We start from the raw sequence: 19,258 nt of genomic DNA, 5'->3' as shown, positions 1-19,258 counted from the left end.
CATGAAAGTATTTTTATCTATATTTTTACTAAGCATTTTTATAGTAACCTCTTGTAGTTCAAATGATAATAATGATGACGATATCATAATAGACCCAATAGAAGTAAATTATTTCCCACCATTAACTGGTGACACTTGGGAGACATCTTCTCCAACAGATTTACAATGGGATAATCAAAAGCTTACTGAACTTAACACTTTTTTAGAGCAAAATGAAACGCGTGCATTTATCATTTTAGTAGATGGTAAAATCGTCGTTGAAGAATACTGGAATAATGACTTACTAGGTCAGCCATTTGATAGAAATAGCATCTGGTATTGGGCAAGTGCTGGCAAGTCGCTAGCTAGTACTGTGGTAGGTATCGCACAAGAAGAAGGTTACTTAAATATAGATGATAAGACATCTGATTATCTAGGCAATGGATGGACGAATATGTCACAAGATAAAGAAGACTTAATTACTATAAAAAACCATTTATCGTTTACCACTGGTATCGACTACAATGTAACCGATGAGCAATGTTATGATCCAACATGTTTAAATTATCTAGCAGACGCTGGGAATGAATGGTACTACCATAATGGTACTTACCTTATCACCCATGATATCATCGAAGCAGCAACTGGTGTTACTAATAATCAGTACACAAATAATACTGTACTTAGTAAAACAGGTATGACAGGACAATGGACGAATACAGCATTATTTACCAACGTATTTTTTAGTAACGCAAGAAGTGCCGCAAGATTTGGCTTATTAACACTTGCCGAAGGGAATTGGGACGGAACAACTGTTTTAGGTGATAGTACCTATTTTAATGCGATGACAAACACTTCTCAAAATATTAATGAAGCATATGGTTATCTATGGTGGTTAAATGGTAAAAGTACCTTAAGATTTCCTGGATCTACAGCAACTATCCCGTCATCCCTAACGCCATCTGGACCACTGGATATGATTAGTGCCTTAGGAAAAAATGGACAGTTTATAGATGTGGTGCCTAGTTTAAATATGGTAGTCATAAGAATGGGCAACGAGCCTTCTGGAAGTTTAGTTCCTGTTATATTACATGATGAAATGTGGGAAAAGATCGTAGAAACGATAAATTAAACAACTAAAGTTTTGTTACTTATAATAAGACGTTATCTATCGGATGTTATTTTTGAAGGAATTAAAAATAACGATTGAAAAATTACAGAAGATTTGCAAGAATAGGAATAGCTACTAAAGGTGCCGTTTTTTTATTGATGGGAATAACCGCACTAATTACAGCGTTTCAGCTCACCTATGCGCTTAAAAGTGGTGATGACGTTTTAAAATGGATCTCTCATTTAAGCTTTGGATGGTTCTTAATTTTATTAATGAGTATAGGTCTAGCTGGTTATATTTTCTCCAGATTCTTTCTAACTTTTAATATGCAAGATTATGACAGTGATTCTGGAAAACCAACTTTCCGTAGAGCCGCCTATTTTATAAATGGTATAGGATACTGTCTACTTTTATTTACTTGTTTAAAATTACTATTCGGTATGCCCGACGATGATGGTAATGCTGGATGGAAAATCAAAATCCTACAATCGGTATGGGGAAAAATCATTGTATTTATAATTGCTACTGGACTGGCTGTAAGTGCTATTAATGAATGGTGGATCTCTTTTTCAACCATGATGGACAAAATGACGCATAAAGAAAATCTTACTGATCATCAATACAAATACCTCATGCTTTTAGGTCGCATAGGTAGATTCAGTCGCGGAATTGTATTTGCTGTTTTTGCATATATCCTAGCGCGATCTGCATATTACAATATGCAAAACTTACCTAAAGGCGCAGACGCTGCCTTTGCGTTTATGCATGTCGAGTATGGAGCTATAATTATGGGACTAGTCTCTAGCGGTGTACTTTTCTATGGTCTGTTTTTAATTCTAAGTTCTAAGTACAGAAATATACCTATCAGATAAGGTTATGAAAGATCTTGCTCCTAACCATAGACTCAATAAAACCTTCCTACCTATTATCTTAACATTTGTAGGTTGCTTAATATTCATTGCTGCTCTTAAAAACCACTTATTTTTCTTGGGACCTGTAATTCTTATTAGTGTGATTATAGGTTATTTATTTGCAAAACGATCTTATAATGGACATGCTAATGCCTTTTATGATTCTGAATTTTTATATCTCACCTATAAAAGTGGGACTATCAAAATAAAATTACAAGACATTATTAGTGTTAGACTTTCTAAACCCGAAGTAAAACTGATGGGCATTCCCTATCATGATTATATGATCACTTATCAAAATGAGGACCGATCAAAAAATTCCTATAGCTTTTTGGTGAACTCTATCAACTACAATATTGAATCCTTTGAGAAAATGATCAACTACTATTCACCCAACACTCGAATAGATCGCTATTAGAATTGGAAAATACGCTTTCGCGAAAGCGTATGTAATCAACTGGTAATATTTACTAAAACATTGATGGTTCAACGATTATAAATCAGAACATTCTCAAATACGTCTAGATGTGATAAAGAAGTTACAAATCTTCACAAATTTTTAAGAATTGAAAATTCTATCTTCACACGCAATATGAAGAAACCAATTTTTACTTTTATTGCGTCCCTTTTATTCCTAGGTCACGCCACAGCTCAAGAAAATCGATTATTCCCTACACAACCCAATACCAGTGAGATATATCACAATCTAGAGAAGTTAGGTTTTTTAGGTACGGCACTATACATAGCCGCTCATCCAGATGATGAAAACACACGTTTAATCTCATGGCTTTCTAATGATAAGATGGCACGTACTGGTTACTTATCATTAACCAGAGGTGATGGTGGTCAAAACCTTATAGGTCCAGAATTGCGTGAGCAATTAGGTATGATACGCACACAAGAATTGCTAGAAGCGAGACATCGAGATGGCGGCGAGCAGTTCTTTACACGTGCAAACGATTTTGGCTATTCTAAACATCCAGATGAAACCCTAGAAATATGGAATCAACAAGAAGTTCTTGAAGACATGGTGCAAATCATAAGAACGTTTAAACCAGATGTCATCATCAACCGATTTAATCATCGCACGCCTGGTACCACTCATGGTCATCATACAACCAGTGCTATGTTAAGCATGACTGCATTTAAAAGTGCAGCACTTAAAACAGCATATGCGAGTCAATTAAGTCGCCTAGACACATGGCAACCTCAACGTATATTTTTTAATACTAGTTGGTGGTTTTACGGAAGTCAAGAAGCTTTTGAAAAAGCAGACAAAACCAACTTACTAGAGATCGATGCCGGAACTTATTACCCATGGAATGGTTTATCTAACAGTGAGATTGCCGCATTAAGTCGCAGTGAGCATAAATCACAAGGTTTTGGTAGTAGTGGTTCTAGAGGATCACAAACTGAATATCTCGAGTATTTAGAAGGCTCATTCCCAACCGATAAATCAGATTTGTTCTCGGGCATTAATACTACTTGGACACGAGTATCTGGTGGATCTAAAATTCAAACCCAACTTAATAAAATTCTATCGAGTTATGATTTTAAAAATCCTGAAGCTAGTCTACCAGCACTAGCTGAGTTGCATCAAGCCATTTCTAGACTTAAAGATGAGCACTGGAAAGCCATCAAATTAAGAGAACTTGAAGATATTATTCTTCAAATCAGTGGTATTTATCTAGAAGCGAGCTCAAATCAACAATATATTACTGATGGTGCCACCACACCTATTAATGTTGAGGTAACAAATAGATCTAATGATGAGATAAATATTTCCTTATCGGCTAATAATATGATAGCGTTAGATCAAACTCAAATTAACACCACATCTAATTCCAGTACAATTGTAAAAGGTACCCTAACGATACCGCAGTACTTCCAGCCCACGTCACCTTATTACCTTAATGAACAAGCATCCGTAGGTATGTATACTGTTAAGGCTATGAATGAAAGAGGTTTGCCAGAACTTGAATCACCATTTGCAGTAAAGGCAGTAGTAACCATACAGAATATAAAAATCTATAGAGACTTAAAAATTCAATATAAATCAACTGATCCTGTACGAGGTGAGATACATGAGCCATTAAATGTTGTACCTGCCGTATCTGTAAGTGTTCAAAATCCAGTTTATATTTTTAATGAGGAATCTAAAATAATACAGGTAAGCATGACCGCAAATACAGATTTAAATGCGGGAACTATTGAGCTATGCGCACCTAATGACTGGATGATCAAACCTTCTAAAATTGAATTTGACGCCATGACTTCAGGAACCGTGCGTACTTATAATTTTAACATAGCACCTCCTAAAAGAGCCTCACGTGGTGTGGTAAGTGGTCTGGTAAAAATAGGTGATCAATCATTTTCTAAAGAGGTTATTTCTATAGATTATAACCATATACCAGATCAACAGTTAGTGCGCAACAATGAAGCTCAAGTTGTTAAACCTAATCTTAAAAATAGAGCTACCACAGTGGCTTATATTAATGGCGCCGGCGATGATGTTGCCACCGCAATAGAAGCGATAGGATCAAAAGTATTCCGTTTTGAACCTAGCGAGGTTCCTAGTGATTTATCAAAATATGATGCTGTTGTGGTAGGAATTAGGGCGTTTAACGTCGCACCTACTGAAATGGCAGCCTTGCAAGAACGTATCGATACCTATGTAAAAAATGGTGGGACGTTAATGATGCAGTACAACACAAGCAGACGTATAAATCCAGATGCACTAGGGCCGTTGTCTATTACGCTTTCGCGAAAGCGTGTAACCGATGAAAATGCGGCTGTAACTTTATTAGAACCTGATCATGCGATTTTAAACAAGCCTAACAAAATTACAAGTGTTGATTTTGAAAATTGGGTGCAAGAACGTGGATTGTATTTTCCAGAAAAATGGGATCCAGCCTTTACTCCTATTCTAGGAATGAATGATAACGGTGAAGAGATGACTAATGGTAGTTTAATTGTGGCGAGATATGGTAATGGGCATATCATATATACAGGTCTCAGCCTTTTTAGAGAGTTACCTGCTGGTGTTTCTGGAGCTTACAAATTACTTGCTAATATGGTAAGTATAGGTGTAGATGATCAACCTGTTAAAAAGAATAGTGATGAAAAGTTCTAAGAAATGGAATCGTATTTACATTCTTGTGATTGTTGCAAACATCATTTTTGCAGCTATATTTTACTTAATTACTGCCGTTTATGGAAATAATTGATTGGACGATTCTTACATCAACACTAGCCTTTATAGTGTTGTATGGAGTTTATAAAACTCGAGGAAAACAAACCAGCGAAGAGTATATTAAAGGTGGTGATGCAAGATGGTGGACGGTAGGACTATCGGTAATGGCAACACAGGCTAGTGCTATAACATTTTTAAGTACACCAGGACAGGCTTATACAGATGGTTTAGAATTTGTCCAGTTCTATTTTGGTCTGCCTATTGCGATTATCATAATTTGTGTGACATTCATTCCCATTTATCATAAGCTTAAAGTATACACTGCTTATGAATTTTTAGAAAAGCGATTTGATGTTCAAACCAGATCACTAGCCTCAATCCTATTTCTTATACAACGTGGACTAGCTGCAGGAATTACCATTTATGCACCAGCTATTATACTGAGTGCCGTACTGGATTGGGAACTAAAATATCTAAATATAATTATAGGAATTCTAGTTATAATTTATACCGTATCTGGTGGAACTAAAGCGGTAAACGTTACCCAAAAACAGCAAATGATCATCATCATGGCAGGTATGATTACTGCCTTTGTTCTTATTGTTACACAGTTACCTGATAATGTAACCTTTGACAATGCATTAACCATGGCCGGTAGCGCAGATAAGATGAAAATTTTAGATTTTGATTTTTCATTAAATGATCGCTACAATGTATGGAGCGCCATTTTTGGTGCTAGTTTTTTAATGTTAAGCTATTTTGGAACTGATCAATCGCAAGTACAACGTTACCTGTCTGGTAAATCTATTAAGCAAATGCGTATCGGCTTATTATTTAATGGATTACTTAAAGTACCGATGCAATTCTTTATTCTTATGGTAGGTGTCATGGTTTTTGTATTCTATCAATTTAATGATACACCTTTGAATTTTAATCCTGCTGCCGAAAAAGCTGTTATGGAAAGTGAATACGCAGCAGATTATGAAGCCTTACAAGAGCGCCACTACTCTATCCTGCATGAAAAGCAAACCATGCAAGAGAACTATGCCAAAAAGCTGAATAATCAATACATAGCACCTGAAGATAAATTAGAGTCACGTCTGAATTACTTCCGTCAGGCAGAAGAAGAAAACAGAGAAGCTGCAAGACAATTAATAGCCAAAGCAGACGATGGTATTGAAACTAATGATAAGGACTTTGTTTTCATTCATTTTATTCTACACCATTTACCTAAAGGCTTGATAGGTCTTTTACTAGCCGTAATTTTAAGTGCTGCAATGAGTTCAACAGCGTCAGAGTTGAATGCCTTAAGCTCTACGACTGCCGTAGATATTTATAAGCGTTTTAATCACAATGATACTAAGGATGATGATCATTATGTGCGCATGAGTAAATGGTTTACACTTATGTGGGGAATAATAGCTATTATTTTTGCTAGTGTGGTATCGTTATTTGATAATTTGATACAGCTAGTAAATATTATAGGTTCGCTATTTTATGGAACTATCCTTGGGATTTTCTTAGTGGCTTTCTATTTAAAAAAAGTACGTGGTCGTTCTATATTTATTGCCGCGTTAATTTCAGAAGCTATTGTGATAGCATTCTATTGTGTAGATGAGTTTGTTCCTGATGTGAAATTATTACCGTTCTTATGGTTGAATCCATTGGGTGCATTGATTACTGTAGGACTAGCATGGTTGATAGAATCTAGTGGTTCTAAAAATGATACTGAAGAAATCACACATTTTCAAGACGTTTAAATTTTAAAATCATATGATACATTATTATTACTCAGACGGCATAAATGAGTTCGGCCCGTTTCATCTAAATGAGTTAAAAGAAAAAGCATTACGTCCTGATTTTAAGATTAGAACTGAAAATAAAAGTTTTGTTGCAACTGCCTCTAGCATTGCAGAATTAGATGTTTTATTTCAAAAGCCTGCTGCAGCTGTTCAAAATGTAACCTTCCATAAGCAAACTAATTTACAACCGGCTGCCCAGAAGTCATCAAGCGATAAATTATTGATTGCAACCCTTATTTTGTGGTTATCAACAATGTTGTTAAATGCTATTGTGAGTGCCATTTTTAGTTATAGTTACTCTTCAAATTCTCAATATATTTTTCTGGGATTAGTTAACTTAATTTCGGCTGCATTACCATTATTGATAGCTTTAAGTATACAGGATAAAACTCTTAAAGTCATCGGGATTATTATCTCCGTAATCTTGATGATTAGGTTTATTTTTGGTGCTGTGCAATTAATGACATTCTCTTTTTAAAACAAAAAACCACTTAATTTCTTAAGTGGTTTTTTAAATACGCTTTCGCAAAAGCGATCAGGCTATAATTAGAATTTGTATTCTAGACTGGTTGTTAATCTAAACTCTGAAAGTAGATTAATCCCTCTATTATCAAATGGTTGGATATGATAATAAATAGCAGGTTCCACATTAAAATATAGCTTTTTGTATAAATGAATTCTGCTAGCTAAAGATAAATGTACAGATACTCCATAATCGTAAACATTGTTTGACTTCCCGATCAACAATTCTTTTGATTTTGAATTTAAAAACGTTTGATCGTTAAGTAACAATCGATTCTGAAAACCAAGAATTGTGGCAAGATCAGTATTTCCGTTTATTAGAGAATAACGGGCTTGTATTGGAATCTCTAGATAAGTATATTTCTGTCTGATTTCTATCGTGGATGATGCCGCAATAAAGTTATTCAGTATTTGCTGATCGACGTCATAAGAAATATGTTCAAGCGATTCAAAATTTATAATGTTAGAATCTATATTTCTAGTTGATTGATTGTACTTGATTAGGTTAGCACCTACCCTTAATGTCCATCTATTATACAAGTTATGATGAAGAGCTATTCCGTAGTTTAATTGAATATCTCTATCTATCTGATTGTCATTCAGTCTTCTGTCTATTACGGATTCTCCATTAGAAATGTTATACCTATTTATGATTCCAGAAACACTTACACTCCAAGGGTTTTTATAAATCTCTTTTAGGCTATCTTTTTTCTCATTCATCTCTAACTTAAAACTATTTTTTTTCTTCGTTAGGCTGTCTTCATTATGCTCGAGTAGATCTTCAAACTTGTTAGCTGAAGAATCGATTGCTGTTTTTATCTCTCTTAATTTATCATCGACGATAGTATTAGTGCTTTTTAAAAGTATATCATTACTTTTTGCATCACCACGCCCTACTCTATCAAATTCAGAGTTTGAGGTAATTTGAGTATCCAAAATATTTTTAGCTTTTGAAGCTGTATTTTTAAATATTGTTTGATTGACATAAATCGGACCATTGAAATTTTTGTTTACTGGACCTTCATTTTCCTCAAGCAAAACTTGATTGGATATAAGGCTATCTTGACTAGATTTAAAATCTGTACTAGATAATCCCTTTTGATCTTTCGATTTAAATTTATTCCCAGCTTTATCAGTTTGATAATCTACTATCGGTAATTCGTTAAAATCTTTGTTTGAATAATTATTTAAGAAGAAATTAAAAATCAAACCATTAAATAGAAATCCAACAAATAATATTCCAATACCAGTGATCCAAAACCAAAATGGAATCAATCTTTTTCTCTTCTTTTTTTTCAAATCCCTTTCTAATTCCTTCCAAACTTTATCACTAGGAGTTGCATTTAGTGATTTCAATTTATCATTTATAGAAGACCCTATTTCTTTATTAGTTACCATAAGATCTGTTTTTTGAATTAACGCTCCACTTTTGTAAACTTCCTTTAAGAATAGTTTTAGCACGATTTAGATTAGATTTTGATGTACCTATTGTAATGTCAAGCATTTTACTAATCTGTTTGTGACTATAACCATCCATTTCATATAAATTAAATACCATTCGATATCGATCTGGTAATTGCTGCACCGCAATTAAAATTTCCTGAAGTGGAATAGTCTCTATAAAATCTTCCTCAATTAATACTTCTTTAGTTATTTCCTCATTTAATAAGATATTAAAATTAGAAGCTTTTTTAAATGAAGAAATAGCTGTATTAATTACGATACGTTTCATCCAGCCTTCAAAACTGCCTTTTCCTTTATATTTATTTATCGATGTAAATATGATCATAAATGAATCATGAAGAATATCTTCAGCCTCTTCTCTATTACGGCTATATTTTAAGCACAAAATAAAGAGCACTTCTTTATATTGATCATAAAGCTCTTTTTGAGCGTTTATATCATCTTTTTTACAAGATTTAAGAAGTTCTTTTAAATTCAATATTGTTGATTTAAAAATTAAAAAATTTACTTAACTCAATAGTATAATCATCATCCCAAGATTACATCGAAAATTAAGAGGTCAACATATAAATTATAAATATTATTCATCAAAAGCAACAACAGCATTACTAATTACTTTAAAATCTGCATTAGTATTTGTTACGTTAACAAAAGCAGCATAATCAATCCAAACGAATCCATCATCTCCCCAATCTTCACCCCATGAATTAACAACCTTAAAAGCATTGTAATTATCTGAATAACCAATTACAAGCATTGCATGACAACTTCCTGAAGAACTATAATCAACAGGATGCTCTCTATACGCTGACAAACCAAATTGATCAACAATTCCAAATTGAGAATCTAAATATGCAGATATAATGATTGGTTTTTGTTCGTTTAATAAGGTTTTCATTTCTAACAACATATTAGAGCCACTTAAATATTTATAATCACTTATTTTATTTGCAGATGCCTCTGTATTTTGAAAACTATTAGGTTGAATATTACAAGAATAATCTAGATATGGAAATGATTGCATTGATACGGCTCCTTTTTCTTTCAAGATTTCTAATGTTGCGGTTATTGAAGTTCCTTCACAGATTCCTTGTGTTAATTGATTGTAACTATATGCAGGACTCATGATATTATGTTCTGAGTATGGCAGTCCTGTTTCAATCTGTTCTTGAAAAGATTTTAAATAATAAGTGATAGCCCAAGAGGTACATGAACCTTGTCTACCTTGATTTCCAACGGGTGGTAAAAGAGGTGACAAATCAAAACTACTGGGCAAAGTATTAGGAATTATTAAGTTATCTAATAATTTATCAGTATTAAAATTATAATCTCCATTAGTGTTACATTCATTAGAGCCAGTAAAGTAAACTTCTGCATTTTGAGTTATAAATTGATAAGTCTGAGTCTCATAAGTTTGTGGAGTTTGTTGAGCTACACAACCTTTAATACAAAGCAATAAATCTGCTTTATTATTGATCTCTATAATAGTCCCATTTGGAAAAATATAATTTAGAGGAAAATTGAAATAAATATTACTATTAATAGGTAAATGTATTAAAAAATTATATAAATCATTATTATTCTCTATATGTTTTGAAGTTTTCACATTTCGGTTTTGATCCAATTCATAAATTTTAACAGGATAAAGAAATCTGATGCATGACAGTTGATTATTATCTAATATTTCATTTTGTACATTGAGTAATAAACTGAATAACTCTTCATCTTGATAAACTATATTAGTTTCCAAAATTTGTTCGTTTTCTATTTTATCATATCCGCAAGAAATTACTGTAAAGCAGATTAAAATAAGTACTATTTTATTTTTCATAATATTTAATTTATAAGCCTTTAACTAATAGTATATAATAATCAAAATGGTTGCGTCATATAACAAAAAAACCACTTAATTTCTTAAGTGGTTTTTTAAATACGTTTTCGCAAAAGCGATATTGTTTACAGGTTATTACATCTTAACGCCCCATTCTTTAAGGCTATCTTTATTCATCTTTACATAGTCAGCATTACCTGCAGCAGTAGCTAATGCTAGAGACTGCTTTGCAGATGCAATGGCTGCACTCGTATTGCCCAATTTAGCTTCTATAAGTGATTTTTTACGGAACATCCAAAACGCTTTAGGGCTCAATACAGTTGCCTTAGTAATCCATTCGTGTGCTTTTTCTAAATCTTTATCTGCATCAAGATAAAAAGATGCTGCAGAATAGTAATCGTTTGCACTAGGACCTGCCATTACTTTATCAATACTACCTTGAGTTTTTGCTTTAGTAGGCACTGAGAAAGGAACTGCTACCATAGTATTAGCCCACATAATTTGTAAATGAGCACCTTCCATGTTAATCTCATTAATTGCCATGGTAAAACTTTCTTGAGTATTTTTTAGTTTGCTTACGGGCACGGTAACCATTGCAGCTACTTTAGAATCGTCCCACTCACTAGGTGTTCCCCAATTAGAATGATCAGTATAAAAATAAACATCCCATTCTTTTTTACCAGGCTTAGTAAATACTGCATAAGTCCCAGCTTTTAATTCTTTCCCAGCCACAATCACATCATCAGAGAATGAAACCTCAGAGTTAGCATTTGCACCGGTTCTCCACATTTTATCAAAAGGTACTAAATCGCCAAAGATATCTCTATCTCTCATAGCCGGTCTAGAGTACTCCAGTGTAACTTCCGTAAGACCAACGGTTTGTTTTACCATAGCACTAGGACTAGGTTGTGGTGCTTCTATTTGTGCTGTAAGAGTTGTAGCTACAAATAATGACATAAAAGCAAGTAATGTATATTTCATAATTGAAAAAAATTGAATTAATTTAAATGTAAATAAACAGCTTTTATCGTTTATCTATTGTTAGGGTTTTCTTAATACATTAAGCTTTGGCGCTAGAGAAAAAAATCATTTTAACGGCTACAATTATTAAAATAACTCCAAAAATCTTTTTTAATAACTGTTGATTTATACTTATTGCTAATTTAGTTCCAAAATAACCACCAAAAACAAAAGCAACAGCGATCACTAATGCATAACGCCAGTCGAGTTCATGACCATTTTTATGATACGTATATGCAGCAAGAAATGTGACAGGAACTGCTAATACAGCAAGACTTAATCCTTGTGCTTGATGCTGACTATAACCTAAAAACCATATTGCTAGTGGCACCATAATAACGCCACCACCTACTCCTACACTACCACTTAAAAATCCTGCTAATAAGCCTAATAGCAATAAGAGTAAAATAATTTCTAATGTCATTTTCTTTTTTGGTTTCATAGTTATAATAAAGGAGCCCACAATCTACAAAAAGACTCTTTAAACTTATTTGCTTTATCTCTTTTTATCCACAGCTCTAATAAAACTTCTTCGCAATATTCTAAATCCTTTTGAAATTGGACATTTAATTCTTGTGAAATCTCTTCATCATAAATTAATGCGTTAATCTCAAAATTAATATCAAAACTGCGATAATCCATATTTGAAGTCCCTATGGTACAAAACATATCATCAACTACCATTGTTTTTGCATGTAGCATTCCCCTATGATACCAGTGAACATATATACCACTTTCTAATAAATCCTGGAAATATGATCTAGACGCATATCTTGCTGCCCAACTATCTCCTTTTTTAGGCACCATGATGTGAATTTCTACACCACTGCGTGCAGCACTTTTTAAGCTCGTTAAAATCGCTTCATTGGGTATAAAATACGGTGTGGTGATATAAATACTTTTCTCTGCTGTGTTAATAGCAATAAAAAGTGCTTCCATAATATTTGCCCAGTCTGTATCGGGACCACTAGCAGCTATTTGAACGGCTTTATTTTCAGGAAAATCAATCTCTGGGAAATAGCTAGATGGAATTTCATAATTTTCATCTTGTCGTTTCACAAAGTACCAGTTCAACAACCATTGCGCTTGCAGGCTTTTAACAGCATGACCTTCTATACGCAGGTGTGTATCACGCCAGAACTGACCATTGTGATTTACGGGCTCATTCACATAATCATCACTTATATTCACGCCACCTATATAACCTATACTACCATCAATAATAAAAATTTTACGATGATCGCGATAATTTGCCTTACGTGTAAATTTTGAAAAAAGAACAGGCATAAATGCCTCATACTCGATACCTACAGCATTCATTCTGCTCTTATTAGCTCTAGAGATAGAACTTCCTACAGAATCATAAATAATTTTAACTTCAATTCCACGTTTTGCAGCTTCTATTAAAGCATCGATCACATCTGTCCCGATATGATCGTCACTCAAAATAAAATACTCAAGATGAATATGATTTTGAGCGTTTTTAATATCCTCAAAAACACGATCAAATTTTGATCTACCGTTGATTAAAACATCTAAATTATTGCGTAACGTTAAGGGTGCTGCCTGGTTATGTCTTAACAGCTTCACCATTTTAAGACGATCTATTAAAAAAGTCTCTTCATATTTATCAAGATCATCATTTGATACATGCAAACGTTTATTCCAGTCTTGAATAAGTTCATTTGCATTAAGATCTTTTCTTTTAAAAATTTTAGATTTTCGGTATTCAAGACCAAAAAAGTAATAGATACCCAATCCTAAAAAAGGTAAGGCTACTAAAAACAATAATGAAGAAACTGTTTTACGTGGGTTCTGATTACTACGTATCAAGAAAAACGCTGCACTTAACGCAACGATATAATTGATAATAAGCAGACTTAAAAACCAATTACTAAGAACCCAGTTTAACATAACTAGTCGTAGTAACCATTTTCTGGAATTTCAATTTCGTATAATTTCCCAGACTTGTTATTCAACTTATTTTCTCTCAACCATGGATTATGGATTTTTAAAATTTTATAGTTTATAGAGTTCGCTTTCGCGAAAGCTGCTAAATCATCAATCTCATAATCCACTAAGATTTTTTTAGTAGGTACTTGGTAATAGTATTGCTCAGGCTCCACATTAAAACCAAAGCTTTCTGGACTTTTAAGAATTTCTTTTAACGCTAGAATCCTAAACACATATCTACCTGTCTCCTGTCCTAGCAATAAATCATAATAAGAAGTTGCTTGTTGTCGCTCTAACTCGCGATTTATTCCAGCATTTCCCGCATTATAGGCAGCAGCAGCAAGTGTCCATGTTCCCATTCTTTCTTTACTATCCTTTAAGTATTTACAAGCAGCGCGTGTGGCTTTCTCTAGGTGGTAACGTTCATCTACATTACTATTTACTTCTAAGTCCAATTCTTTACCAGTTGCGCTCATTATTTGCCAGAAACCACTAGCTCCTGCAGGTGACTTTACATTATCGAGACCACTCTCAATAACCGCTAGATATTTAAAGTCATCTGGGATTCCTTCTTCTGCCAGTATAGCTTCTATAACAGGAAAATATTTTTTTGATTTTTTAACTAGCATGATTCCGTTAGATTGCCAGTAGGTATTTACTAAAAATTCACGGTCTGCACGCTCTTTAATATCAGGATGATGTAAGGGTACAGATTCTCCTGCAAAATCTAATGTTTTAGGAAGCTCTAACGCATATACTCCATAATCGCCCACTCGTGATGGATCTTTTAACTCTGGAGTCTTCATAGGCTCCATTTCTTGAAGACTAGAGTTTTGTTGCACAGCACTTACTGCTAGCAATAAAACGACTACTATTCCTGCTCCTAATAATATCTTTTTCATGCGTTCTATTTTTGGTTTAAATATAAGGGAATCCCATTGAGTCTAAAACTGTTATTGTGAAATGATTTGAGGTAAGTTATCATTAAACCAGCGGAATCTATTAATAATCATTATATGAGTTCCATCTGGTACTATAGTTACATTATTTATGTATTTGATGGGGAAAATCGGGTCTTTATCTCCATGAATATGTATTACATCTTCAGGCATATCTTGTTGATCCCAGTTGATTATCGTATCCAGTGCCCAATCTAGATAACGTCTATCATTAACTGATAAATATTTCTTGTACAGCTCAAGCTTTTTAGGTGCAATTCCAAAGGTATACTTAACTAAAGAATCCATATTTTCAAAAAGACGAGTAGGCACGATCTTATGAAGCTTAGTGACTTTGCTAAAATGCATACGTCTAGGGAACTCGCTGTTACTTTTTGCACTAGAAATGATAATGGTTTTACGTACTATAATTTGTTTTGCAATCTCTTGAACAATGATACCACCAAATGAGACTCCTATAACCACAGGGTTTTCATGATGGATTTGTTTTATTAAACGTGTAACATAATTCTTTAAAGGCTCATTTTTTTCAGGAATGATCCAGTGCATAAAAAACATTTCAAATTGTTCTGGTGGAAGCTTAATATTCTCAAATATCAAATCAGACGCAGCCATACCAGGCATAAAGTAAACAGGAATCATATTTTAAGAATAGATTTATAATCAATGTTTTAACAGATGCTATGATTAAGAAAATGTTATTTTAAAGTATCTTTACAAAGTTAATAAGAGCAATTTTTATGCTTTCACTAATCAACCACAAAGTTTTAATAAACTTATCCTTTAGTGAATATACCTAATCATATTTAGGAGTTAAAAAGAATGAAAATGGAAACATCAACTACGATTGAAATTACTGACAACACCTTTTTACGTCAGTATGAATGTACCAAAAATGGAGATTTAGCAAAAATTGAATATTCTCAACAAGAGCGAAAAATTTTCTTGACTAAATTTATCATTCCAGAGTCTTTAGAAGATGATGCTGATTTTAAAAATGAATTTTTAAGAGCTGTATTTCTTAACATTAGAGATGAAAAGAAAATTAAAGTAGTACCTACACATCCTAAAATAGCTGGATTTGTTCGACGCAATCGTCATGAATTTAAGGAAATGCTACCTGTGGGAATTAGTATTTAAACCTAATTAATACTTAACCACATTTGTCTAGCTGCATCTAAATCTGATGGTGTATCGATACCTATACTAGCATGGTCAGTAATGATCATGCTTATTTTTTTACCATGCTCGAGATACCTTAAGCACTCTATCTTCTCTTTTAATTCTAATGGTGTTGCACTAGAATTGTAAAAATCAATCAATGCCGCTTTTCTAAATGCATAAATCCCTATATGTTTATATACTGGCACCTCTACGTCAGTTGCTCTATTAAATGGGATTGGACTACGAGAAAAATAGATAGCGTTACCTGATAAATCAGTAATAACCTTAACATTATTAGAGTTATGAATGTCTTTCTCTTCTTTTAACTCATGCATTAATGAAGCTAGAGCTATTGTCTCATCATCATCATTTTCAAATACTTCTAGCAATTTTTTTAAATCTGCCTGATTAGTAAATGGCTCATCACCTTGCACATTGATGATAATATCTGCGTCTATATTTTCAACAGCCTCGGCAATACGATCACTACCACAATCATGTTGCTTTTTGCTCATTACAGCCTTACCACCATGATCTGTAATCTCTTTAAATATAATTGAACTATCCGTAGCCACAATTACCTGATCAAAAAGATTTGTAGCTAGCGCAGCCTCATAAGTTCTTACTATGACAGACTTACCGCATAGATCTTGCATCAATTTTGCTGGAAATCTACTTGCTTCATATCGTGCTGGTATTACAGCAATAACTTTTAAACTCATGAATTAAAAATTAAGTGGTAATAAATTGAAAGTGGTACGTTCCCTTACCGTAATAGCCATCTCTTTAAAAGAGTCTATGATTAAATTAATATCAGATTGATTCATTATAATAAGGTTTCTATATCGTGCTGATTTCAGTTTTAAAGTTAAACGTCTATCATTTTTAGAGAATAACGTTATGGAAATCAATTCTTCAATTTCATTAAATGGAATTGATTTAACAACTGATGACTTAAAGAGATAATAATAGATTGCAAATAGAGCTACTGCAATATAAGATCCTATTAAAAACCCTAACCAGAAAGAGGAAATATCATTTATAATAATCACTGTACACCATAAAATTGATGAACACAATAATACTATTTGCATCATTCGATAAGACCTTAAGTGGTCTTCAATGCTTAATATTTGTTTTTCAGTATCAAATCTTAATACCGAAGACTTTCGACCTTTTAGTACAGACATTATATGTTGAATGGTTTATGAAATCGGCTTTCGCGGAAGCGGTTTTTTCTTAAATAACTTCTTGTACAGTTTTCTAATTGCAATAAAAATCAACACAACAATTACTGCTGCAAAAATAGGTGCTATTAAAGAAAGAAAGCTTAGAATACCACTAAAACCTGCCTCGGCAGTACTTATTACAGGATTACCTATACCACCAGTGGTTGCTGTACTGGTTAAACGAGCAGCACCAGCAGTGCTAGCTACACTTGCTGCAGTTCCACCACCTGCAATAATCGCTAGTGTCCAGGTGTATACAGGATCTAAATCTCCTACTACACTTACCATAACTGCAGTACCAGCAATGGCCGCTAGCGGTACGGTGATAGTGTCTAATAAGTTATCTACATAAGGTATATAATAAGCCATTAACTCTACAATCGCTGCAACACCTAGTATGAGAACTGCGCTTAAACTACCTGCCCAAGCCCAATCTGGATTAAGCGGTACCATACCCATGTAAGCCGCGATACTTAAAAATAAAAGCGGTACAAAAACTCTAAATCCAGCACTAGCAGAAAGTCCTATTCCCAGGCATATACTGACAAAAATTTCAAAATTTGATGTAATCCATTCCATGGTTATGATTCTATAAAATAATCCTTATTAAAGCCTATAAGATACAAATTTGTTTTGGCACGCGTCACAGCGGTATACAACCAGCGCAAATAATCCTTTGATGGACCATCTGGTAAATATGGTTGTTCTACTATCACATTTTCCCATTGTCCACCTTGTGATTTATGACAAGTTATTGCATAGGAGAATTTAACTTGTAGCGCATTAAAAAACGGGTTTTCTTTAATCTCTTTATATTGTTTCCATTTTGGTAACTTAAGATAATCCATTCTCACTTCTTGATATAGTTTATTTGAATCATCATAAGTTAAAGATGGAGATTCTGACTCGAGTGTATCAAGCAATAGTACTGTTTCAAAAGGTTTTTCATCTGGATAATCTACCATACGCACCTTTACCTCTGCAAATCTGAAGCCATAAATATTTTTAAAATTATAAATTTCTAAAATTTCTATAATATCTCCATTTGCTATAAAACCAGCAGCACTACTGGGCTTTAACCAGTGGTAATTGTTTTTTACCACCATAAGGTAGTCGCCAGATGCTAGTTCGCTTTCGCGAAAAAGAATCCTAGACCGAATTTGTTGATTATATAAATTTGCTCTTTTATTAGACCTAACGATAATGGCAGTTTCCTCATGTCCTTGAGTGTCATAAGCTGTTTGAATAGCCTCCATAATCTCGTGACCATCGATAAGTCTATTAATATCAATAAATGGGTCTACATCAAATTTGAAGTCGTTATCTAGTTCTTCTATATGATTTCTAATACGTGTAGCATTTAGCAATATGCCAGAATCCTTTTCTTGTCGCTTTACCTCATCCAGTTCAATACAAGTAACCTCTTTTAAATAACGTTGTTCTAATAGAGTAGGTTCTAAAGCAGGGGAAACGTCTAGTTTTACAGGTGGTAATTGAGCTGTATCTCCTATTAAGAGAAGAATGCAACCTATACCAGAATATACATACTCAATTAAGTCATCTAGTAAAGAACCATTACCACCAAACATTTTGTTCTCACTAGCAACATCAGGTATCATTGAAGACTCATCTACTATAAATAAGGAATTACGATGCTTATTTTGTTTTAAGGTAAACTCTACATTTCCACCTTTACCTTGTGCTTTGGGATAATAAATTTCACGATGTATCGTACTAGCCGTTTTATTACTATAACTACTAATTACTTTTGCCGCTCGACCTGTAGGTGCAAGCAGCACACAACTCATTTTGGCTTTCCATATATTCTTAACAATGGCACTAATTATAGTCGTTTTTCCTGTTCCGGCATATCCTTTTAATAAAAATAGTCTGTCCTTATCTTTATCAATGACAAAAGAAGAGAGCTCTTCAAGCGCTCTATCTTGCTCATTTGTAGGGACAAAAGGAAAATCGGTGTGTATTATTTTGTAATATTCTGCTGCAGTCATGAATTATTGGTGAAAACCTGATGATAAACTTAACTCAAATTTGAAATGTGACGCTAGGATGAGTCAAAAAATATTGTAGATTTGTTAGCTTTGAAACCAAGATAATTATTT

Annotated in this window: 19 protein-coding genes; 7 read left to right on the top strand and 12 right to left on the bottom strand. The window is 33.5% G+C overall.

The features are described from left to right. The first annotated feature begins 1 nt into the window (after position 1). From IL45_RS13785 to IL45_RS13760, 6 genes are all read left to right on the top strand, one after another. Complete coding sequence (locus IL45_RS13785) at positions 2 to 1,111, top strand: serine hydrolase domain-containing protein (RefSeq protein ID WP_036584940.1); 1,110 nt, start codon at positions 2 to 4, stop codon at positions 1,109 to 1,111. A gap of 74 nt (positions 1,112 to 1,185) precedes the next feature. Beyond that, positions 1,186 to 1,962, top strand: a complete 777-nt coding sequence (locus tag IL45_RS13780) for a DUF1206 domain-containing protein (RefSeq protein WP_036584938.1) — start codon at positions 1,186 to 1,188, stop codon at positions 1,960 to 1,962. A gap of 4 nt (positions 1,963 to 1,966) precedes the next feature. After that, positions 1,967 to 2,419, top strand: coding sequence for a hypothetical protein (locus tag IL45_RS13775; RefSeq protein WP_036584937.1), 453 nt, complete (start codon positions 1,967 to 1,969; stop codon positions 2,417 to 2,419). Positions 2,420 to 2,593: 174 nt separating this feature from the next. Beyond that, positions 2,594 to 5,134: a PIG-L family deacetylase gene (locus tag IL45_RS13770; protein WP_036584935.1), complete on the top strand. Its 2,541-nt coding sequence runs from the start codon at positions 2,594 to 2,596 to the stop codon at positions 5,132 to 5,134. Positions 5,135 to 5,214: 80 nt separating this feature from the next. Then, complete coding sequence (locus tag IL45_RS13765) at positions 5,215 to 6,954, top strand: sodium:solute symporter family protein (protein ID WP_036584933.1); 1,740 nt, start codon at positions 5,215 to 5,217, stop codon at positions 6,952 to 6,954. A 13-nt stretch (positions 6,955 to 6,967) separates the two neighbouring features. Continuing rightward, entirely contained in the window at positions 6,968 to 7,474 is a 507-nt protein-coding gene (locus IL45_RS13760) for a hypothetical protein (RefSeq protein ID WP_036584931.1), read from the top strand. Positions 7,475 to 7,542: 68 nt separating this feature from the next. Here the strand turns inward: IL45_RS13760 and IL45_RS13755 are convergent, their stop codons facing one another. The 8 genes from IL45_RS13755 to IL45_RS13720 all read right to left on the bottom strand — a co-directional run bounded on the left by IL45_RS13755 (position 7,543) and on the right by IL45_RS13720 (position 15,387). Then, positions 7,543 to 8,916: a hypothetical protein gene (locus IL45_RS13755; RefSeq protein ID WP_036584930.1), complete on the bottom strand. Its 1,374-nt coding sequence runs from the start codon at positions 8,914 to 8,916 to the stop codon at positions 7,543 to 7,545. Continuing rightward, the gene (locus tag IL45_RS13750; protein ID WP_036584928.1) at positions 8,906 to 9,460 is read right to left on the bottom strand and encodes an RNA polymerase sigma factor; all 555 of its coding nucleotides are present in this window, start codon (positions 9,458 to 9,460) and stop codon (positions 8,906 to 8,908) included. The genes IL45_RS13755 and IL45_RS13750 overlap by 11 nt, the downstream gene beginning before the upstream one ends. Before the next feature lie 102 nt (positions 9,461 to 9,562). Further along, positions 9,563 to 10,732 carry a C1 family peptidase gene (locus tag IL45_RS13745; RefSeq protein WP_160165406.1) on the bottom strand — a complete coding sequence of 390 codons (1,170 nt, stop codon included), beginning with the start codon at positions 10,730 to 10,732 and terminating at the stop codon, positions 9,563 to 9,565. A gap of 216 nt (positions 10,733 to 10,948) precedes the next feature. After that, positions 10,949 to 11,794 (bottom strand): DUF2911 domain-containing protein, encoded by an 846-nt coding sequence (locus tag IL45_RS13740; protein WP_036584924.1) that lies wholly within the window; start codon positions 11,792 to 11,794, stop codon positions 10,949 to 10,951. A 79-nt stretch (positions 11,795 to 11,873) separates the two neighbouring features. Next, on the bottom strand, positions 11,874 to 12,257 hold the full coding sequence (locus IL45_RS13735) for a sulfite exporter TauE/SafE family protein (protein WP_006795324.1): 384 nt from the start codon (positions 12,255 to 12,257) through the stop codon (positions 11,874 to 11,876). 20 nt (positions 12,258 to 12,277) lie between these two features. Continuing rightward, positions 12,278 to 13,747, bottom strand: a complete 1,470-nt coding sequence (cls, locus tag IL45_RS13730; RefSeq protein ID WP_036584922.1) for a cardiolipin synthase — start codon at positions 13,745 to 13,747, stop codon at positions 12,278 to 12,280. Positions 13,748 to 13,749: 2 nt separating this feature from the next. Next, complete coding sequence (locus IL45_RS13725) at positions 13,750 to 14,697, bottom strand: lytic transglycosylase domain-containing protein (protein ID WP_397303891.1); 948 nt, start codon at positions 14,695 to 14,697, stop codon at positions 13,750 to 13,752. A 42-nt stretch (positions 14,698 to 14,739) separates the two neighbouring features. Next, positions 14,740 to 15,387, bottom strand: coding sequence for an alpha/beta hydrolase (locus tag IL45_RS13720; RefSeq protein WP_036584918.1), 648 nt, complete (start codon positions 15,385 to 15,387; stop codon positions 14,740 to 14,742). Positions 15,388 to 15,573: 186 nt separating this feature from the next. On the opposite strand from IL45_RS13720, the gene IL45_RS13715 reads away from it, so the two are divergent. Beyond that, the gene (locus IL45_RS13715) at positions 15,574 to 15,885 is read left to right on the top strand and encodes a GNAT family protein (protein WP_036584917.1); all 312 of its coding nucleotides are present in this window, start codon (positions 15,574 to 15,576) and stop codon (positions 15,883 to 15,885) included. 2 nt (positions 15,886 to 15,887) lie between these two features. On the opposite strand, the gene kdsB is transcribed toward IL45_RS13715, so the two are convergent. Genes kdsB through IL45_RS13695 form a run of 4 tightly spaced genes read right to left on the bottom strand, consistent with a single transcriptional unit; the run spans position 15,888 to position 19,147 of the window. After that, positions 15,888 to 16,631, bottom strand: a complete 744-nt coding sequence (kdsB, locus tag IL45_RS13710) for a 3-deoxy-manno-octulosonate cytidylyltransferase (protein WP_036584916.1) — start codon at positions 16,629 to 16,631, stop codon at positions 15,888 to 15,890. 3 nt (positions 16,632 to 16,634) lie between these two features. Beyond that, the gene (locus IL45_RS13705; RefSeq protein ID WP_036584914.1) at positions 16,635 to 17,099 is read right to left on the bottom strand and encodes a hypothetical protein; all 465 of its coding nucleotides are present in this window, start codon (positions 17,097 to 17,099) and stop codon (positions 16,635 to 16,637) included. A gap of 15 nt (positions 17,100 to 17,114) precedes the next feature. Further along, positions 17,115 to 17,717, bottom strand: a complete 603-nt coding sequence (locus tag IL45_RS13700; protein WP_036584912.1) for a DUF4126 domain-containing protein — start codon at positions 17,715 to 17,717, stop codon at positions 17,115 to 17,117. Positions 17,718 to 17,719: 2 nt separating this feature from the next. Next, positions 17,720 to 19,147, bottom strand: a complete 1,428-nt coding sequence (locus tag IL45_RS13695; protein WP_036584910.1) for an ATP-dependent DNA helicase — start codon at positions 19,145 to 19,147, stop codon at positions 17,720 to 17,722. Positions 19,148 to 19,258 lie beyond the last annotated feature (111 nt).

The organism is Nonlabens ulvanivorans (assembly GCF_000732625.1).
GTDB classification, from domain to species: Bacteria; Bacteroidota; Bacteroidia; order Flavobacteriales; family Flavobacteriaceae; genus Nonlabens; species Nonlabens ulvanivorans.
The sequence above is the reverse complement of the archived record's forward strand: the minus strand, read 5'-3'. Positions and strand labels throughout refer to the sequence as shown.